Here is a 16153-nt window from a genome sequence, read left to right as displayed (position 1 = left end):
GCGCCGTCGATGAAGGTCTGGTCGGCGGCGCGGGGGGCGCCGTAGGTGTAGAGCAGGATGTCGTAGACGAACCCGTCCCGGCGGCGCAGCATTTCGGCCAGTAGCAGCGCAATGGCGCCGCCCAGGCTGTGGCCGGTGATGATGAGGGTCTGGCCGTTGTGGAACTTGTCCAGGTAGTGGGTGGCGAAGTCATAGGCGACCTTGGCGGCACCATAAAACCCTTGGTGTGCTTGACCGGTGCCTTCTTCAAACGGTACTTGCCGTGCATCGATGTCTGTCAACAGGTCCCACGGAAGTTCACTGGTGCCACGCACTGCAATCAGCACCCGTTCGTGGTTGTGGGTGATAAACGCCTGGCTGTCGGTGCTGCCTGCCCGATGTCGATCATCGAGATGGTGAAGCAGGGCGGGGGTTTCTTGAGCATCGCCCAGTTCAGGCGCATTTATCGGGTATAGGTCAGGGTCAAACGGCAGCACTTCCAACCGTTTGGAATACGCCACGTCCTCATACAACGGGTAATGCGCCAAGTCGTTTTTCTGGCCCGCATCGACGCGCCAGATCTCATCGGCCTTGGCCAGGGCATCGCCAAACCAATTGCCGCTGCTGGGTTGCAACGGGAACGTTACCGTTTTGCTGAGCACCGGGTGCTCGTCGGGGTCCTGGCCGAAGGGGGCGTAACTGAGCGTTGCCATTAATGCCAGTTGGTACAGGTTGAGTGCGCAGAAGTCGTGGTGGGTCGACATTAGCGGAAGCAATGCCCTCAATGGCCGCACTTCCAATACGTGGTGCTTGTTGGGCAACAGCGGTATGCCGAAGCGCTTTGCAAGTTCGGGTTTGTAGCCGATTCGCCCTTTTACCGGCAGCGGGCGAAAGAGCGCGGTCAGATGATGAAGTGGCGCAAACGTGCGGGGCGCGAGGGGCGGGAGATGGGCCACATGTTCCACCAACTCGCGGACTTCAACCTGGTAGAAGGCGCTGGGGGCGGCATGAACGTGGGCGGGGTTGAATGATGTGCGTTCAGCGTTTTTATTGATGAACCGAGTGTGTTCAGCACGCACTTGAAGTTCGGTGATAGGCAGCGGGTAATGCTCCCTGTTTATCAAACGCTCGTAGGGGGCTTCTTTGCTCCTGTAAGCGTGATTTAACCGCAATTCCAAAACGCCACAGTAATGATTGAGGACCTTCCCGGAGCCCGTTTCATCGAGTGTTCCCGAGTAAATGATGTCCTCGTAATCAATCAGCTGATAAGCCAAGCCCGCGTAAGGTTGGCCGTTGCCAAACTCGTCCACCAATTGGAAGCTTGTCGAGCTTCCCCTGACAGGGCAGGCCAGTTGCTGATCTTGCATAAACGCTCTGTCGCGTTCTTGAAGCAGAGGAAGGCTCATGGATTAGCCTCCAGGCTCTCGGTACAACCTGGGTAAATCGTGCAGGTATGCTGCCCATCCGGCATCCTGAATGTACTGAAGTCTTTATGGTTGCCCCGACAAAATGCATCTTGATCTTCAAACCCCTCACCCATGCAGCGCTTCCAACCACCGGGCACTTTGATCCAGGTATCCCTCATGAACGGACGCTCCTCATCCGCCAACGTGAACTTGAGCCGCACCGTCTTCCCCGGCAGCTGATCCAGCGTATACGCCGCAAACGGAAGGCCGCGCTTCACGTTGCCTTGGGCGTCGGTGGCCTTGCAGTCGAGGATTTTCACCAGGCGGCGCAAACCGCCAGACGTGCGAAATAGCCACTGGCATGTACCGTGAACGTCGCTGTCTCCTGCCAGATCAAAAGCGCCCTTGTGGTGATCGGCCAGGGTGGGGCGCACCACAAGCAGGGCGAAACCGTTGCCGAAGTCTCCGCGGTCTTTTCCATATTTCCCGTAGATCTTCAGGCCGATGCGATGCAGCACCAGCGGGCAACCACTCACCGTACGGCGCAGTGCGATTCTGGAGTCGGGTTGGTAGTCGGTACGCCAGTCCACAATGTTGAAGCCGATCTGGGTGTTTCGGCCTCCCGGCACGGTGCAGGTTTCGCCCTTGGCCGGTACATAGTCAGCCCGCGCCGCATAGGCGAAGTTGGGCGGCAGGTCGGCGGTAAGGACAAAACTGTCGGGTGTGTGGACCGCCGAACAACCTGCGGTCAGCGCGACACAACCGCCCAATAGCAAGTGGCGTGTTATGCCGGGGCGAGGGAAAGCGATCCTTGACATAGGCAAGTCCTTGAGCGGGGAACGGGGTGTAAGGCCCGGGCACGCTAACAACCGCCGCGCTGGAATTGATGCAGGATGCTTCCTAAGAACCTGAAGGACGTTTAGTTATTTGAGGGATCGAGACGGCTGTGGTGCCGCGCTCGTCTAGGGCGAAATGGCCGCGCGTTCCCACCGTTAACCACGCACAGCCTGGACCGCCAGCGGCCCAGGCCTGTTTTGCCGACCGGCGCGACTCAGTCTTGCGGCACGCCTTTTTCCCACGCCGACCAGTTCTGCACAATCGTCTGAACCAGCGGGTTACCCGTGCGATACAGGTTCTCCAGCGCTGGCACAAACCCGCCCTGGTCCGCGTATTTCAACAGGTTGTCCACTTCGCTGTAGCCGGGATAGGGGCGGTCGAAATCCGAGCCCGCGCGCACCACCGCCAGGCGCTGGATATCCACCAGGCCTTCGCGGCTGGCGCGCAGCAGTGCCTCATACGTGGAGTTGTCTTCCTGCTGCGTCGTGCAATACACCCCTTTGTTGTCGGTCAGCAATTGGGTCCAGACCTCGGCCCGCTCGCTCAGGCGCGTCCCCGAAAACCAGGTATTGCCCGCCACGGTGTCGCATTGCGTGACCTGCGGCGGTTGGTTGGCCGGTGCGTAGGGGTACTTTTTACGCCACGCCGCAGACTCCTTGCTTTCACTGAGTTCAACCTTGTGCGACAGCGCAAACGCCTTGGCCTGCAGCGCCGGGTTGAGTTCAAACACTTCGGTCTTGTAGTCCAGTGGCGGCTTTTCGTGGGGGCCCTTGGTGTTGATGCCGATGTAGCCGGTCGGCCAGTCCTTGGGCGCGTCGCGCGAGTCCAGTTCCCATTGCGTACCAAACTCCACCAGGTAATGCGCCCACGCGGCGGTGCCGAGGGTGCCCTGGTGTGGGCTGATCCCGGCAATACCGGCGATCAGGAAGTAGCTCTGGCGCAGGTCGAATTTGGGCGACAGGGCCAGCGCCAGGGTCGAGGCCGTGGCGTTGGTCTGGCCCATGCCGGTCACCAGCAGGCACACATCCTGGGTGTTGCACCGGATCACCGGGTACTCGGCGGACAACCCCGGCACGCGCACTTGCTGTGTGAGTTGCAGGCGCTCGACCCAGTTTTGCGCCTCGGGGGCGAACATGGTGATGAGCATCACCTTGGGCTTGATCGGCGCGGGTTCTGCTGCCAGCACGGCGTGGGGCAGCAGGGCGCTCATGGCCAGGCCGAGGGCGAGGGGAAGACGGGTAAACGTAGTCATGAAAGCATCCTTGGCAAAGTCAGAATTGATACCCAACGCCGGCGTAATACCCCCAGCCGTTGGAGCGGGCGCGGAAGTCACCGTCGCCAAAGTTCAGCTCGCTGCCGTCCTCCCAGTTGCCGCCGTTATGAAAGTAACGGCCCACCAGGGTAAAACGCAGGTGAGTGAACGAATACAGCAGCACGTTTGTTGCGACCAGTGCGTTGGCCGTGCGTGCCGGGTTGTCCTTGTGCAAGTCCGAACCAAAGTCGTAGTTGGTAAAACCGATGTATGTCAGCGATGCACCATTGTCGAACTGGCTGATGGGCACGATGTACTTCATTTGGGCGCGGTAGCCGTCCCACGAATATTCATTGCTCGCGCCATAGTTTTCCCACTGGTAGCGCCCATAGAAGTTGGCCGACAAATTGACCCGCGAGTGCGTGTCGATGTCGGTGCCCAGGCCGCTGTACAAGGTGTTGGCACGGTTGGCGGTGTTGCTGCCGTGGTCGTAGATCCAGTCGAAGGCCACGTACCATTCCTTGAACGGCCCGATGGCCAGGCTGCGACCGGCCAGGTAGTCGATGGAGATACGCGGTTCGTGCTCCATGAACAGCGGCGAGCCGTGGTCCCACGCGCCTTTGTCGTTGCGGTTGCCGATGCCGAGGATTTTCGGCACGTCGATATAGCCATACAGTTCAAACGGCCCTTTGCGGCCGAAGTATTCGTACTCCAGGTACACGTCGTCCGCAGGTTTGGGGCCAAAACTGATGTCTTTGCTGCCGATGAGCGTCAGGTCCTGGTTGAACCAGTCCGACAGGTAAACATTTTTTTTCGCTGGGCTCGCTTCCGGGCTCAAGGCTTCACCTTGGGCAGAGTCGTCTGGGTGGGGCTGCGCCAAAAGGGGGCTGCTGAGTACTCCCGTAACGGCAGCCAGTAGCAGGGAAACGGCAAAAGGCGTTGCCGACGCGAGACGTCTGGAAGTGTGCGGCATTGAAAATCCCTATTCATACACGGTGTGAGTCCGATTCTTCGGACTGAAGAGAACCCGAGAGGCAAGTTCTGTTCGCAAACGTTTGCATATGCCGTACCAAGACTGCGCAATCGTTTGAGTACAAGGGAAAAAACGTGAATTAATCGACCTTTCGGTCAGGCGCTGCGCCTAGTGCGCGCGGGTAAACGGCAGCGCCTGCTCACCGTTGCGGTTGAACAGAAACGTCGCGGTTTCCCGGCGGTATTCGCTGGGGGTCTGCTTCATCTCGATCCGAAAGTGCCGGTTGAAATTGGACAGGTTGGCGTAGCCCACTTCAAAGCAGATATCGGCCACCGACATCTCGGTTTGCAGCAGCAACCGGCAGGCACGCTGCACGCGGAACTTGCGCATCAGGTCGATAAACCCGTGGCCGGTGATGCGCTTGAAAAAACGCGAAAAGCCCGGCTCGCTCATGTCCAGCCGCTGGGCGATCACCGACAGGCGCAAGTCGCCGGTCAGCTCGCTCATCAGGTAGTCAAAAGCCCGGGTGATGCGCTCGGAACTGCGGGCGTCCAGGGTGGGCGTGTAGCAGGCGCTGGCCAGGCAGTGCGACTCCTCAGGCGGCGCCTGCGCCAGGGTGTGCAGCAGTTGCAAGAACAGCATCAGCCGCGCCAGCCCCTGCGCCGGGCCGATGGCTTCCAGCAGGGGCGCCGCCGCCAATGCCGTGGCGCCAGTAAACTCCAGGCCGCGCCGGGCCCGGTCGAACAGCGGTTGCAGGTCGCCCAGTTCTGGCAACGTGGCGCGCAGGGCGAGCAGGGCCGCGCCGTCAAATTGCAGCACCACGTCGCGCCCGCTCAGGTATTCGCCGGGGGCCAGGTCGCCGATCCAGTCGTGGGGCAGGTCGGGGCCGATCAACGCCACATGGCCCGGGCCGAACGCACCAATATAGTCCCCGGCGACCAACTTGCCGCTGCCCTGGCGGATCAGGTGAATCTCGAATTCGGGGTGGTGGTTCCAGCGCGCCAGCTCAAACGGGTAGTCATGCTCGAGCCAGCGAAAGCCGTGCTGCGGCTCTGGCAGGATCACTTCCAGCTCGGCAGGGCGTTGCTCAAACAGGGCGGGGCGGCTGACCGGCATGGCAAGGCCTCTGATGGGGGTGGGCGTCACACCAAAATACGCCTGTTGCCCCGGCGCCCGCCAGCACGGGTTTCGCCGGGCACAGATACTTTTTTAACCCACCCGCGTTTGGTTAAAAAAGTATCAGCCGGGCATCCGCCAGGCGTTTGTCCGGCCCTGGCCAAGCTGCTGTAATCGGCCCATCAACAACAAAAACAACAGGTGGAAACCGCCATGAAGAAGCTTCCCAAAGCGCTTTTCCTGCTCAGCAGCCTGACCCTGGCCATGGCCAGTCATGCCGCCGAAACCGTGACCATCGCCACGGTCAACAACAGCGACATGATCCGCATGCAGCGCCTGTCCAAGGTGTTTGAAGAACAGCACCCCGAGGTCAAGCTCAATTGGGTGGTGCTGGAAGAAAACGTCCTGCGCCAGCGCCTCACCACCGACATCGCCACCCAGGGCGGCCAGTTCGACGTGCTCACCATCGGCACCTACGAAACCCCGCTGTGGGGCGCCAAGCACTGGCTGGAACCTTTGACCCAACTGCCGGCGGCCTATGACGCCGAGGACATTTTCCCGGCCGTGCGCCAGGGCCTGTCGGTCAACGACACGCTCTACGCGTTGCCGTTCTACGGTGAAAGCACCGTCACCTACTACCGCACCGACCTGTTCAAACAGGCCGGCCTGAGCATGCCCGAACACCCCACCTGGACCCAGTTGGGCGAGTTCGCCGCCAAACTCAACCAACCGCAAAACGACCAGTACGGCCTGTGCCTGCGTGGCAAGGCGGGCTGGGGTGAAAACATCGCCTTGCTCAGCACCATGGCCAACGCCTTTGGCGCGCGCTGGTTCGACCCGCAGTGGAAGCCCCAGCTGACCAGCCCCGAGTGGACCGCCGCCGCCAACTTCTACGTCAACACCCTCAAGCAATACGGCCCGCCGGGCGCGTCCAGCAACGGCTTCAACGAAACGCTGGCGCTGTTCAACAGCGGCAAGTGCGCGATCTGGGTGGATGCCAGCGTGGCGGGCTCCTTCACCACCGACAAGTCCCAGAGCAAGGTGGCCGACAGCACCGGCTTTGCGGCGGCGCCGACCGAGGTCACCGACAAGGGCTCGTCGTGGCTGTACGCCTGGTCCCTGGCCATCCCGGCCACGTCCAAGCATAAAGACGCGGCCAAGGCCTTTATCACCTGGGCCACCTCCAAGGACTACATCCAGTTGGTCGCCGACAAAGAAGGCATCACCAACGTACCGCCGGGCACCCGCCAGTCCACTTACAACGAGGCGTACCTCAAGGCCGCGCCGTTCGCCAAAGTCACCCTGCAAATGATGCAGCACGCCGACCCCGCGCACCCCTCGGCCCAGCCTGTGCCGTACGTGGGCATCCAGTACGTAACCATCCCCGAGTTCCAGGCCATCGGCACCTCCGTGGGCAAACTGTTCTCGGCGGCGCTCACCGGCGGCATGACGGTCGACCAGGCGCTGAAAGAAGCGCAGACCACCACCGAGCGTGAAATGAAGCGCGCCGGCTACCCCAAATAATCATCACAGGACCCACCCCATGAAACGACTGGAAGGTAAAAGCGCGCTGATCACTGGCAGCGCGCGCGGCATCGGCCGAGCCTTTGCCCAGGCCTATATCGGTGAAGGCGCGAGCGTGGCCATCGCCGACATCAACCTGGAGCGGGCCACCGCCACCGCCGCCGAACTGGGCCCCAAGGCGTACGCCGTACAAATGGACGTCACCGACCAGGCCTCCATCGACGCCGCGATCGCTGCCGTGGTGGCGCACACGGGCAAGCTCGACATCCTGGTCAACAACGCTGCGCTGTTCGACCTGGCCCCCATTGTCGACATCACCCGCGCAAGCTTTGACCGGCTGTTCTCCATCAACGTCGCAGGCACGCTGTTCACCCTGCAAGCGGCCGCCCGGCAAATGATCCAGCAGGGCCACGGCGGCAAGATCATCAACATGGCCAGCCAGGCCGGGCGCCGGGGCGAGCCGCTGGTGGCGGTGTACTGCGCCACCAAAGCGGCGGTGATCAGCCTCACGCAATCGGCGGGGTTGAACCTGATCAAGCAGGGCATCAACGTCAACGCCATCGCCCCGGGCGTGGTGGACGGCGAGCACTGGGACGGGGTCGACGCGCTGTTCGCCCAACATGAAGGCCTGCCACCGGGCGAGAAGAAAAAACGCGTCGGCGCCGAAGTGCCCTACGGCCGCATGGGCACCGCCGAAGACCTGACCGGCATGGCCGTGTTCCTGGCCTCGGAAGACGCCGACTACGTAGTGGCCCAGACCTACAACGTGGACGGCGGCAACTGGATGAACTGAGCCTGAGTCGGGCAGGGCACGTGGGCGAACGGGCTTGCCTGTTCCCCTGTGCCCATCATTGGGTACATGATGCAGCCACCGTGCCCGGCCTCAGGAACTCTTCGCAATGACCATCGCCTCTTTTGACGTAGACCCGCAAAAAAGCTTCACCCCCCTGTGCCCTGACGAACTTCCCGTGACGGGCGGCGACCAGATCGCCGCCGAACTCAACTACATGGCCAGCCTGGCCAGCCTGCGTGTCGGCAGCAAAGACGCCCACACCCCGCAGGCGCCCTGGGTGGTCAAGCAGCACAGCGACATGCTCCAGCCCACCGGCCTTGCGCACGCCGATCTCACCTGGGTCAGCCACTGCGTACCGGGCACCGACGGTTTCACCTTGCTGGACACCTTGCCCACGCCGTACGACTACGACTATTTCATCTGGAAAGGCGTCGAACCCGACCTGCACCCCTACGGCGCCTGCTACCACGACCTGCACGACAAACTCTCCACCGGCGTCATCGAATACCTCAAGGCCCACGGCGTGCAGCGGGTGATCGTCGGCGGGCTGGCGCTGGACTACTGCGTCAAGACCACGGCCCTGCAATTGCTCAAGGCGGGCCTGGGGGTGATCCTGCACCTGCCCGCCTGCCGGGGTATCAGCGAGGAGGGCGGGGTGCAGGCAGTGAAGGATTTGCAGCACGCGGGCGCCGCCATCAGCCGCACCCGCGCAGAGCTGGCCGCGCAGGTCGGGGCCTAGCGCTCGATCGAGCGGCTCCAGCGCGCGTTCCACTCCGGGCGCGCCTGGTTGACTTGGTCCCAGTCAATCGAAATGGCCGTCTGCAAATACGTGTTCATCGCCTCCACCCGTGCGCGGGTCTTGTCGGTGGTGGGCGTGGTCGGGTTTGACGGGATCTGGTCGCCTTCCTCCAGCGCCGGTGCCTGGGCCTCGGCGGTCAGCAGAAACTGCGCGAGTTTTTGCGCCAGTTCCGGCTGGTCGTTGCGGGCGATCACGCATTCGGCCACGTTGAGCACCACCGCGCCTTCCTTGGGCTGGGCGTATTCCATGGGCACGCCCAACAGCTGTTGGGTGGTGACCTGGGTCGGGGTCAGCGGGAAGATCGCCGCTTCGTCGGTCTGCACCATTTCGGAGATCTTCGCCGAGCTTGCGATGTACTCCAGCACGTTTGGCCCGATGGTTTTAGGCCAGGCCTTGAAGCCTGGCTCCACATTGGTTTCGTCGCCACCCTGGATGCGGTTGAACATCAAGAAACCATGCAGGCCAAAGGTCGAAGAGGCCAGGGACTGGAACACCACCTTGTCTTTAAAGCGCGGGTCGGCCAGGTCCATCCACGAGGTGGGCGTGGCCCAGCCTTTTTCCTTGAACATCTTGGCGTTGTAGCCCAGCCCGGTCACGCCCAGGGTGACGGCCACCGCCTGCTCCTTGATTTTGGCCTTGGCCGGGATCTGCGCCAGCGTCGGGTTGGGCGTGAGCGTGTCGCACAGGCCCATGGAAATCGCGCGGTACATGATGCCGTCGTCAAGGAACATCACGTGCATCTGCGGTTTGTCTTTGTTGGCCTGCACCTTGGCGAGAATATCGGCCGACGTGCCCGGCACGATCACCACCTTTACGTTGTTGGCCTTCTCGAAGGCGGGCAACACCTTGTCGGCGTAGACCCGCTCCATGGTGCCGCCGTTCATGCCCAGGTACAGCGTGGGCGCCGCCTGCACATGGGCGGCGAGCAAGGCGAGGGACAAACCGGACAGCGCAATACGTAGGTTCATGGACGGGCTCTCTCAGGGGCTTGAAAACGGCGGATGGAAAACGCTTCGAGGGGTTGCTGGCTGCGGCCTTCGCAGACGATCTGCGCCAAGGCTTCGCCGACCGCGGGGCCGAGCTGGAACCCGGCCCCGGCAAAGCCGAAACCGTGGAGCAGGCCCGGTTGGGTGCTGCTGGGGCCGATCACCGGTTCGTGGTCGGGCAAGTAACCTTCGGTGCCCGTCCAGGTGCGGATCGCCTGGGCACCCTTGAGAAACGGGTACAGCTCGCCCGCATTGCGCAGGATCTCCAACACCGCTGCCTGACCCGGCCGCACGTGCTGGGGCCCTACGGCAAAGCCGCGCCCGCCGCCCAAAATGCAATTGCCCCGGGCGACCTGGCGGGCATAAATGCCACCGCCTTCGACGCCGGTGCTCACGTCCATGACCAGGGGCAGCGGTTCGGTCACCAGCATCGCCGGGTGCGCCGAGGTGATCGGCACCGGCTCGCCAAACTGCGCCGCCAGCGTACCGGCCCAGGCGCCCGCGCAATTGAGCAGCCAGGGCGCCCGGGCGTGCAGGCCGTTGGCGCAGTGCACCTCAAAGCATTGCCCGTCATGCGCCACCCGCGTGACTTCGGCCTGTTCAAACACGTGCGCGCCGTGGTCGCGTGCGGCGCGGGCAAAGGCGGGCGACACCAGGCGCGGGTTGGCATGCCCGTCTTCGGGGCACAGCGAGGCGCCCACCGCGATGTCACCGACCCACGGGAAGCGGGCGCGCAACTGGGTGTAGTCGAGCAGTTGCACGTTCATGCCAAACCCGCGAGTCGCCTCGGCGTAGGCCTGCAGCGCAGCGAAGTCGGCGTGGCTGCGCGCCAGTTTCAAGTGCCCGGAGCGCACGTATTCGCCGTCGATGCCGATCAGCCCCGGCAGGTCGCTCCATAACTCATGGGCGCGCTGCGACAACGGCAACTGATGCAACGGCCGGCCCTGACGCCGCACGCCGCCATAGTTGACGCCGCTTGAATGCGAGCCGCAAAAGTCGCGCTCCAGCAGCACCACGCGGCGGCCCTTTTTCGCCAGCATCAGCGCGGCTGACGCGCCGACAATACCGGCGCCGAGCACGATCACGTCGGTGTCGATCATGAGGGCGTCTCCATGCCGAACGGCAGCGGTTTGATCGGCGCCTGGCTGCGCAAGCGGCCCACGTTTTCAATCCCGCGCGCGCTACGCTCGGCCACGATTTCCGCCGCCGCCAGCCCGCACATGCGTCCCTGGCAACGGCCCATGCCCACCCGACAATGGGCCTTGACGCGGTTGAGTTCCCAGTGACCTTCATCGACCACGGCGCGCACATCGCCCGCGCTGACTTCTTCGCAGCGGCACACAATCAATGCATCCGGCGCTTGAGCGGCCCATTCAACGGGGAAGGGGAACGCGGTTTCCAGGCCCTGGCGAAAACGCTGGATGCCCGCCAGTCGTTGTTCCAGCACCGCCGGGCGGCGATGGTCGATGGTCACGCCCAGATCTTCAAGCAATGCCAATGCCGCCCGTTCACCGGCCATTTGCGCGGCATCGGCGCCCATGATCCCGGCGCCGTCGCCTGCCAGGTACACCCCCGGCACACTGCTGCGCCCGGCGGTGTCACGCTGCGGCAGCCACGCTCGGTTAAGGGCGCTCCAGGCAAACTCACACCCCAGCAGATCCGCCAGTTGCGTCTCGCTGCGCAGCGCATGGGCAAAGGCCACGGCGTCACAGTCGATTCGCCGCTGCCCCCACTCAATGCCGCTGACGCGCTGCTCGCCATGGACCTGCACAAGCGTCGCGCCTTGGTGCACGGGAATGCCATGCGCGGTGAGCCATGCGCGGTAATACACGCCCTTGGCCAGGGTGCCCGGTTGCCCGAGCAGCGCGGGCAAGGCGCGGCACTGTGCGCTGAATGGCGCGCTGTCGAGCACCGCCACCACCTGGGCCCCGGCCTTGGCGTATTGGTACGCCACCAGGTACAGCAACGGCCCGCTGCCGCAAAACGCTACACGCTCACCGATGGCGCAGCCCTGGTATTTCAGGGCGATCTGCGCCGCCCCGAGGCTGTAGACCCCGGGCAGGGTCCAGCCCGGCACGGGCAGAATCCGGTCGGTCGCGCCGGTGGCGACGATGATGTGCGAATACTCGACGCTTTCGGCGCGGCCGTTGTTGAGCATGTCCAACCGCTGGTTTTCGGCATTCCATACCAGGGTGTCCGGGCGGTAATCGATCTGCGTGGCCAACGCGTCGAGGGTGCGATGCACCGCGTCGGCCTTGGCGGCCTCAAAGCCATACAGCGTTTTGGCGCTGCGCTGGAAATTTGCCGGTTGGCGCCGATAAACCTGCCCGCCGCCACGCGGGCTTTCGTCCACCAGGCAGGCGGCAACGCCATGGTCGAGCAGGGTCCGCGCAGCGCTGATCCCGGCGGGGCCTGCGCCCACAATCACGACGTTTTTCATGGCTGGCGCCCCGGTTCGCGGCTGATGGCGTGGCCGTCTTCCAGCAACGTCGAGCACGCCCGCACCCGCCGCCCGTCCGCCAGGCGCACCCAGCAATCCTGGCACGCGCCCATCAGGCAGAACCCGGCGCGGCGCTCGGCGCTGAAGTCACTGCCGCGCAGGTGTTCGGCGCAAGTCAGCACGGCGGTCAGCAGGGTGTCGCCCAGCAAACCGCTGGCCGGTTGGCCGTCAAGGGTGAAGGCCAGGGTGGGCCGTTGCGTCTCGGCCAGTCGTTTGAACAGCGCCATTTAGTGTTTCCCTACCAGGACCCGATCCAGGCCATAGACCCGGTCGAGCAGAATCATGGTGGCCGCCGTCAAGGCAATCACCAGCGCTGACACCGCCGCCATCATCGGGTCGATGGACTCGGTGGCGTACACGTACATGCGCACCGGCAGGGTTTGCGTGGCCGGTGAGCTGATGAAAATCGACAGGGTCACTTCATCGAAACTGTTGATGAACGCCAGCAGCCAGCCGCCCGCCACGCCGGGCAGAATCATCGGCAAGGTGATCTGGCGAAACAGCGTAAAGCGGCTGGCGCCCAACGACTCGGCCGCCTGCTCGGCGCTGCGGTCGATGCCAATGGCGGCGGCCAGCACCAGGCGCAGCACGTAGGGGGTGATCACCACCACATGCCCCAGCATCAGCCACAAAAAGCTGCCGTTCACGCCCATGAGGGCGAACAGGCGCAGCATCGCCACCCCCAGCACCAGGTGCGGAATGATGATCGGCGAGAGAAACAGCGCACTGAAAAAGTTGCGCCCCGGGAACTGATAACGGCTGATCGCCAAGGCCGCTGGCACCGCAATCAAGGTGGCGAGCGAGGCGGCGATGAACGCAAGTTTGAGGCTGTTGTAGAACGCCTGGATAAAATCCGCTCGCTCGAACACCGCCCTGAACCAGCGCAGGGAAAAACCGGCGGTGGGCAGGCTCAAGGTGTTTTCCGGGGTGAAGGCCACCAGGCACACCACCACCAGCGGCGCCAGCATGAACAGCACCACCAGGCTGTGAAAACCCAGGGCCAAAGGACCGTTTCTGGACATCGTCTTATACCCCCAACGACTTTTTGTAGCGGCGTTCGACCATGCGGTTCCAGCTCAGCATGATCAGCAGGTTGACCAACAGCAGCACCACCGCGATCGCCGCGCCCATGGGCCAGTTGAGTTCCGAGAGGTACTGGTCGTAGACCACCGTGGCGACCATCTTCAAGCGCCGCCCGCCCAACAGGCCCGGGATGGCAAAGGAACTGGCGGCCAGCCCGAACACAATCAAGGTGCCCGACAGCACGCCGGGCATCACTTGCGGCAGCACGATCCTGCGCATCACCGTGAACGGGCTGGCGCCCAGCGACAGCGCGGCTTGCTCGGCCGACGAGTCGAGCTTTTGCAGGGAGGTCCACACCGGGATGATCATGAACGGCAGCATCACGTGCACCAGCGCAATGATCACGGCAAACGGGGTGTAGAGCATTTTTACCGGACGCCCGCCCAGGGCTTGGATCACCTGGTTGACCAGCCCGTCGACGCCCAGCAACAGGCTCCAGCCAAAGGCGCGCACCACCACCGAGATGAGCAGCGGCGTAAGAATCAGAATCAGGAAGATCGAGCGCCACGGTGTGCCCATGCGGCTGAGGACATACGCCTCGGGCACCCCGATCACCACGCACAGCAAGGTCACCAGCGCGCTGATCCAGAAGGTGCGCCAGAAAATCTCGTAGAAGTACGAGTCACTGAACAGCGACAGGTAGTGGGCCAGGGTCCATTCATCGGTCTTCACGCCGACCTGGTAGTCGAACACGTTGAACGACAGCACCAGCGTCAGCCCCAGGGGCAGCACCAGCAACCCGCAAAACAGCAGCAGCGCCGGTAACGACAGCAGGTAGCCACGGCTCATGCCCGCACCTCGTCCGCCGTCAGCACGCGCAACAGGCGTGCGTCCCACGCCAGGCCCACTGCCGCGCCGCAACGCAGCGGCGCGCTGCCGTCGTTGCGGCGCACCACGGTGAGTTCGCCGATGGGCGTCTTGACGCGGTACAGCCATTGGCTGCCAAAGAAGTAGCTGTCCAGGATGCTGCCTTGCAGGCGGCCTGTGCCCGCGTCCACCAGGTCGATTTTTTCCGGGCGCAGGCTCAAGGTCAGCTCGCCATCGCCGGGCAGTTCGCGCACCTGCGGGGTGCCGAGCTGATCGAAGTCCCCGGCCAGCAGGTTGGCCTTGCCGACAAAGTCAGAGATAAAGCGGGTGCGCGGGTGCTCGTAGAGTGTGTAGGGCGCGTCGATCTGGGTGACGCGCCCGGCCTCCATTACCACCACACGGTCGCTGATGGACAGGGCTTCGGCCTGATCGTGCGTGACCATCAGCGTGGTGATCCCCACTTCGCACTGGATGCGGCGGATCTCGAACTGCATCTCTTCGCGTAGGTTGGCGTCGAGGTTGGACAGCGGCTCGTCCAGCAGCAACACCGGCGGGCGGATCACCAGTGCGCGGGCCAGGGCCACGCGTTGGCGCTGGCCGCCGGACAGCTCCCGTGGGTAGCGCTCGGCATGGGGCGCCAGGCGCACCAGTTCCAGCACGTCTTTGACCCGGGTGGCGATCTCGCTGGCGGGCACTTTGCGCATCTTCAGGCCGAAGGCTACGTTGTCGGCAACGGTCATGTGCGGGAACAGCGCGTAGCTCTGGAACACCACACCCAGGCCGCGGCTGGCGGGTTTGGCGTGGGTGATGTCGCGCCCGTCCAGCACGATAGTGCCGCAGGTGGCCTCGACGAAGCCTGCGATCATTTGCAAGGTGGTGGTCTTGCCGCAGCCCGAGGGGCCGAGCAGGGAAACGAACTCGCCTTTGTTCACCGCAAGGTCGGTGGCCACCACGGCGTCGACCGCACCGTAGCGTTTGCTCAAGGCGTTGAGTTGGAGAAATGCCATGTCTGCGTTCCACCTTTTTGAACCGCGTCGAAACGCGTTTTTTTGTTTTGGGCAGATGCGAATGAGGTCATGCCGGTGCGTTGGCGCTCGATCTTGAGTCGGCTGCCGTTAGTTGTTCAATTCGCCCCTGTGGACGCAGAGTAGGACGAAGACTAGGATGCGCGGAAGATGGAATTTCACTGAGTAGCGGACTTTTTTCAGTTTTATTCATTCATCAGAATTTGGGTGTTTATAAGTCGATATGGATTCCACTGAGCGGAATGACAGCGTCAAAGAAGTCGGTGCGGGCGGTGTCTCGCGGTTATTTGCGCTGCTGCGTGTGTTGGGCGAGGTGTCGCAGGACGGCGAGCGGGTGACGCAACTGGCGCACCAGGTGGGCCTGTCACAACCGACCACCCACCGCCTGCTGCGCAGCCTGATGGACGAGGGCATGGTGGAGCAGGATGCGCGCAGCAAACGCTATCGCCTGAGCCTGGCGTTTTTTGCGCTGGCCGCCAAAGCGGGCAACACCGGCAACCTGCGCGACCTGGTGCGGCCCAGCCTGTTGCGGCTCAGCGCATCGCTGGGCGACTCGTTGTTTTTACTCGCCCGCAGCGGGTTTGATGCGGTGTGCCTGGACCGCAGCGAGGGCCCGTACCCCATCCGCACCTTTACCGGCGATATCGGCGGGCGCGTGGCCCTGGGCGTGGGGCAGGGCAGCCTGGCGATCCTGGCCTTTTTGCCGGAGCAAGAGCGCGAGACGGTGATTCGCTACAACCTGCCACGGCTCAAGGACTTTCACCTGTACGACGAAGTGTTCCTGCGGTCGGAAGTCGAAAACGTGCGCCGCCTGGGTTATGCGGCGCGCAACACCGGCGTGCTGGAAGGCATGGCCGGGTTGGCGGTGCCGATCCTGGACCGCAACGGGCACGCCGTGGCGGCGTTGAGCGTGGCAACCATCAGCGACCGCCTCGGGCCGACCCGCCTGCCCACGGTGGTGGAACTGCTCAAGCGCGAAGCCGCCGCGATCGGTCCCAACATCAACCCGTTCGACCCCACCTTGCGCCGGCCTTCACACATCTTCGGGGGCTGAGGCCAGACGGGCGCCAGCG

At 63.5% G+C, this 16153-nt stretch carries 16 protein-coding genes; 4 read left to right on the top strand and 12 right to left on the bottom strand.

Annotated elements, in window-relative coordinates:
• From ACW9H9_RS11320 to ACW9H9_RS11300, 5 genes are all read right to left on the bottom strand, one after another.
• Window positions 1–1385, bottom strand: a 1385-nt coding sequence (locus ACW9H9_RS11320; protein WP_457343239.1) for a lipase family protein, incomplete at its 3' end; no start/stop codon positions are given.
• Window positions 1382–2203, bottom strand: a complete 822-nt coding sequence (locus tag ACW9H9_RS11315; RefSeq protein WP_457343238.1) for a hypothetical protein — start codon at window positions 2201–2203, stop codon at window positions 1382–1384. The genes ACW9H9_RS11320 and ACW9H9_RS11315, both read right to left, overlap by 4 nt.
• Before the next feature lie 233 nt (window positions 2204–2436).
• Window positions 2437–3474, bottom strand: coding sequence for a purine-nucleoside phosphorylase (locus ACW9H9_RS11310; RefSeq protein ID WP_457343237.1), 1038 nt, complete (start codon window positions 3472–3474; stop codon window positions 2437–2439).
• Between the two features lie 19 nt (window positions 3475–3493).
• A complete protein-coding gene (locus ACW9H9_RS11305; RefSeq protein ID WP_457343235.1) occupies window positions 3494–4447 on the bottom strand; it encodes a nucleoside-specific channel-forming protein Tsx in 954 nt (317 codons plus the stop codon).
• 168 nt (window positions 4448–4615) lie between these two features.
• The gene (locus ACW9H9_RS11300) at window positions 4616–5563 is read right to left on the bottom strand and encodes an AraC family transcriptional regulator (RefSeq protein ID WP_457343234.1); all 948 of its coding nucleotides are present in this window, start codon (window positions 5561–5563) and stop codon (window positions 4616–4618) included.
• Window positions 5564–5827: 264 nt separating this feature from the next.
• Between ACW9H9_RS11300 and ACW9H9_RS11295 the strand changes: the two genes are divergently transcribed.
• From ACW9H9_RS11295 to ACW9H9_RS11285, 3 genes are all read left to right on the top strand, one after another.
• The gene (locus ACW9H9_RS11295; protein WP_457343242.1) at window positions 5828–7087 is read left to right on the top strand and encodes an ABC transporter substrate-binding protein; all 1260 of its coding nucleotides are present in this window, start codon (window positions 5828–5830) and stop codon (window positions 7085–7087) included.
• Between the two features lie 19 nt (window positions 7088–7106).
• On the top strand, window positions 7107–7880 hold the full coding sequence (locus tag ACW9H9_RS11290) for an L-iditol 2-dehydrogenase (protein WP_457343233.1): 774 nt from the start codon (window positions 7107–7109) through the stop codon (window positions 7878–7880).
• Window positions 7881–7986: 106 nt separating this feature from the next.
• Window positions 7987–8619, top strand: a complete 633-nt coding sequence (locus ACW9H9_RS11285) for an isochorismatase family protein (protein WP_457343232.1) — start codon at window positions 7987–7989, stop codon at window positions 8617–8619.
• Here ACW9H9_RS11285 and ACW9H9_RS11280 read toward each other — a convergent pair.
• From ACW9H9_RS11280 to ACW9H9_RS11250, 7 genes are read right to left on the bottom strand one after another with little or no spacing between them, the layout of a single operon-like run.
• On the bottom strand, window positions 8616–9647 hold the full coding sequence (locus tag ACW9H9_RS11280) for an ABC transporter substrate-binding protein (protein WP_457343231.1): 1032 nt from the start codon (window positions 9645–9647) through the stop codon (window positions 8616–8618). The two genes, ACW9H9_RS11285 and ACW9H9_RS11280, sit on opposite strands and share 4 nt — an antisense overlap.
• The gene (locus ACW9H9_RS11275) at window positions 9644–10765 is read right to left on the bottom strand and encodes an NAD(P)/FAD-dependent oxidoreductase (protein WP_457343230.1); all 1122 of its coding nucleotides are present in this window, start codon (window positions 10763–10765) and stop codon (window positions 9644–9646) included. The genes ACW9H9_RS11280 and ACW9H9_RS11275 overlap by 4 nt, the downstream gene beginning before the upstream one ends.
• Window positions 10762–12105 carry an FAD-dependent oxidoreductase gene (locus ACW9H9_RS11270; RefSeq protein ID WP_457343229.1) on the bottom strand — a complete coding sequence of 448 codons (1344 nt, stop codon included), beginning with the start codon at window positions 12103–12105 and terminating at the stop codon, window positions 10762–10764. Before ACW9H9_RS11270 ends, ACW9H9_RS11275 begins: the two co-directional genes overlap by 4 nt.
• Window positions 12102–12392 carry a (2Fe-2S)-binding protein gene (locus ACW9H9_RS11265; RefSeq protein ID WP_457343228.1) on the bottom strand — a complete coding sequence of 97 codons (291 nt, stop codon included), beginning with the start codon at window positions 12390–12392 and terminating at the stop codon, window positions 12102–12104. Before ACW9H9_RS11265 ends, ACW9H9_RS11270 begins: the two co-directional genes overlap by 4 nt.
• Complete coding sequence (locus tag ACW9H9_RS11260) at window positions 12393–13187, bottom strand: ABC transporter permease (RefSeq protein ID WP_457343227.1); 795 nt, start codon at window positions 13185–13187, stop codon at window positions 12393–12395.
• A gap of 4 nt (window positions 13188–13191) precedes the next feature.
• On the bottom strand, window positions 13192–14037 hold the full coding sequence (locus tag ACW9H9_RS11255) for an ABC transporter permease (RefSeq protein ID WP_457343226.1): 846 nt from the start codon (window positions 14035–14037) through the stop codon (window positions 13192–13194).
• Window positions 14034–15062 carry an ABC transporter ATP-binding protein gene (locus tag ACW9H9_RS11250; RefSeq protein ID WP_457343225.1) on the bottom strand — a complete coding sequence of 343 codons (1029 nt, stop codon included), beginning with the start codon at window positions 15060–15062 and terminating at the stop codon, window positions 14034–14036. Before ACW9H9_RS11250 ends, ACW9H9_RS11255 begins: the two co-directional genes overlap by 4 nt.
• A 241-nt stretch (window positions 15063–15303) precedes the next feature.
• Between ACW9H9_RS11250 and ACW9H9_RS11245 the strand changes: the two genes are divergently transcribed.
• Window positions 15304–16134 carry an IclR family transcriptional regulator gene (locus ACW9H9_RS11245; RefSeq protein WP_457343224.1) on the top strand — a complete coding sequence of 277 codons (831 nt, stop codon included), beginning with the start codon at window positions 15304–15306 and terminating at the stop codon, window positions 16132–16134.
• Window positions 16135–16153 lie beyond the last annotated feature (19 nt).

This window comes from Pseudomonas sp. SDO5215_S409, from assembly GCF_054071325.1.
Note: the sequence above shows the minus strand (reverse complement) of the source record. Positions and strands in the feature narration are given on the sequence as shown.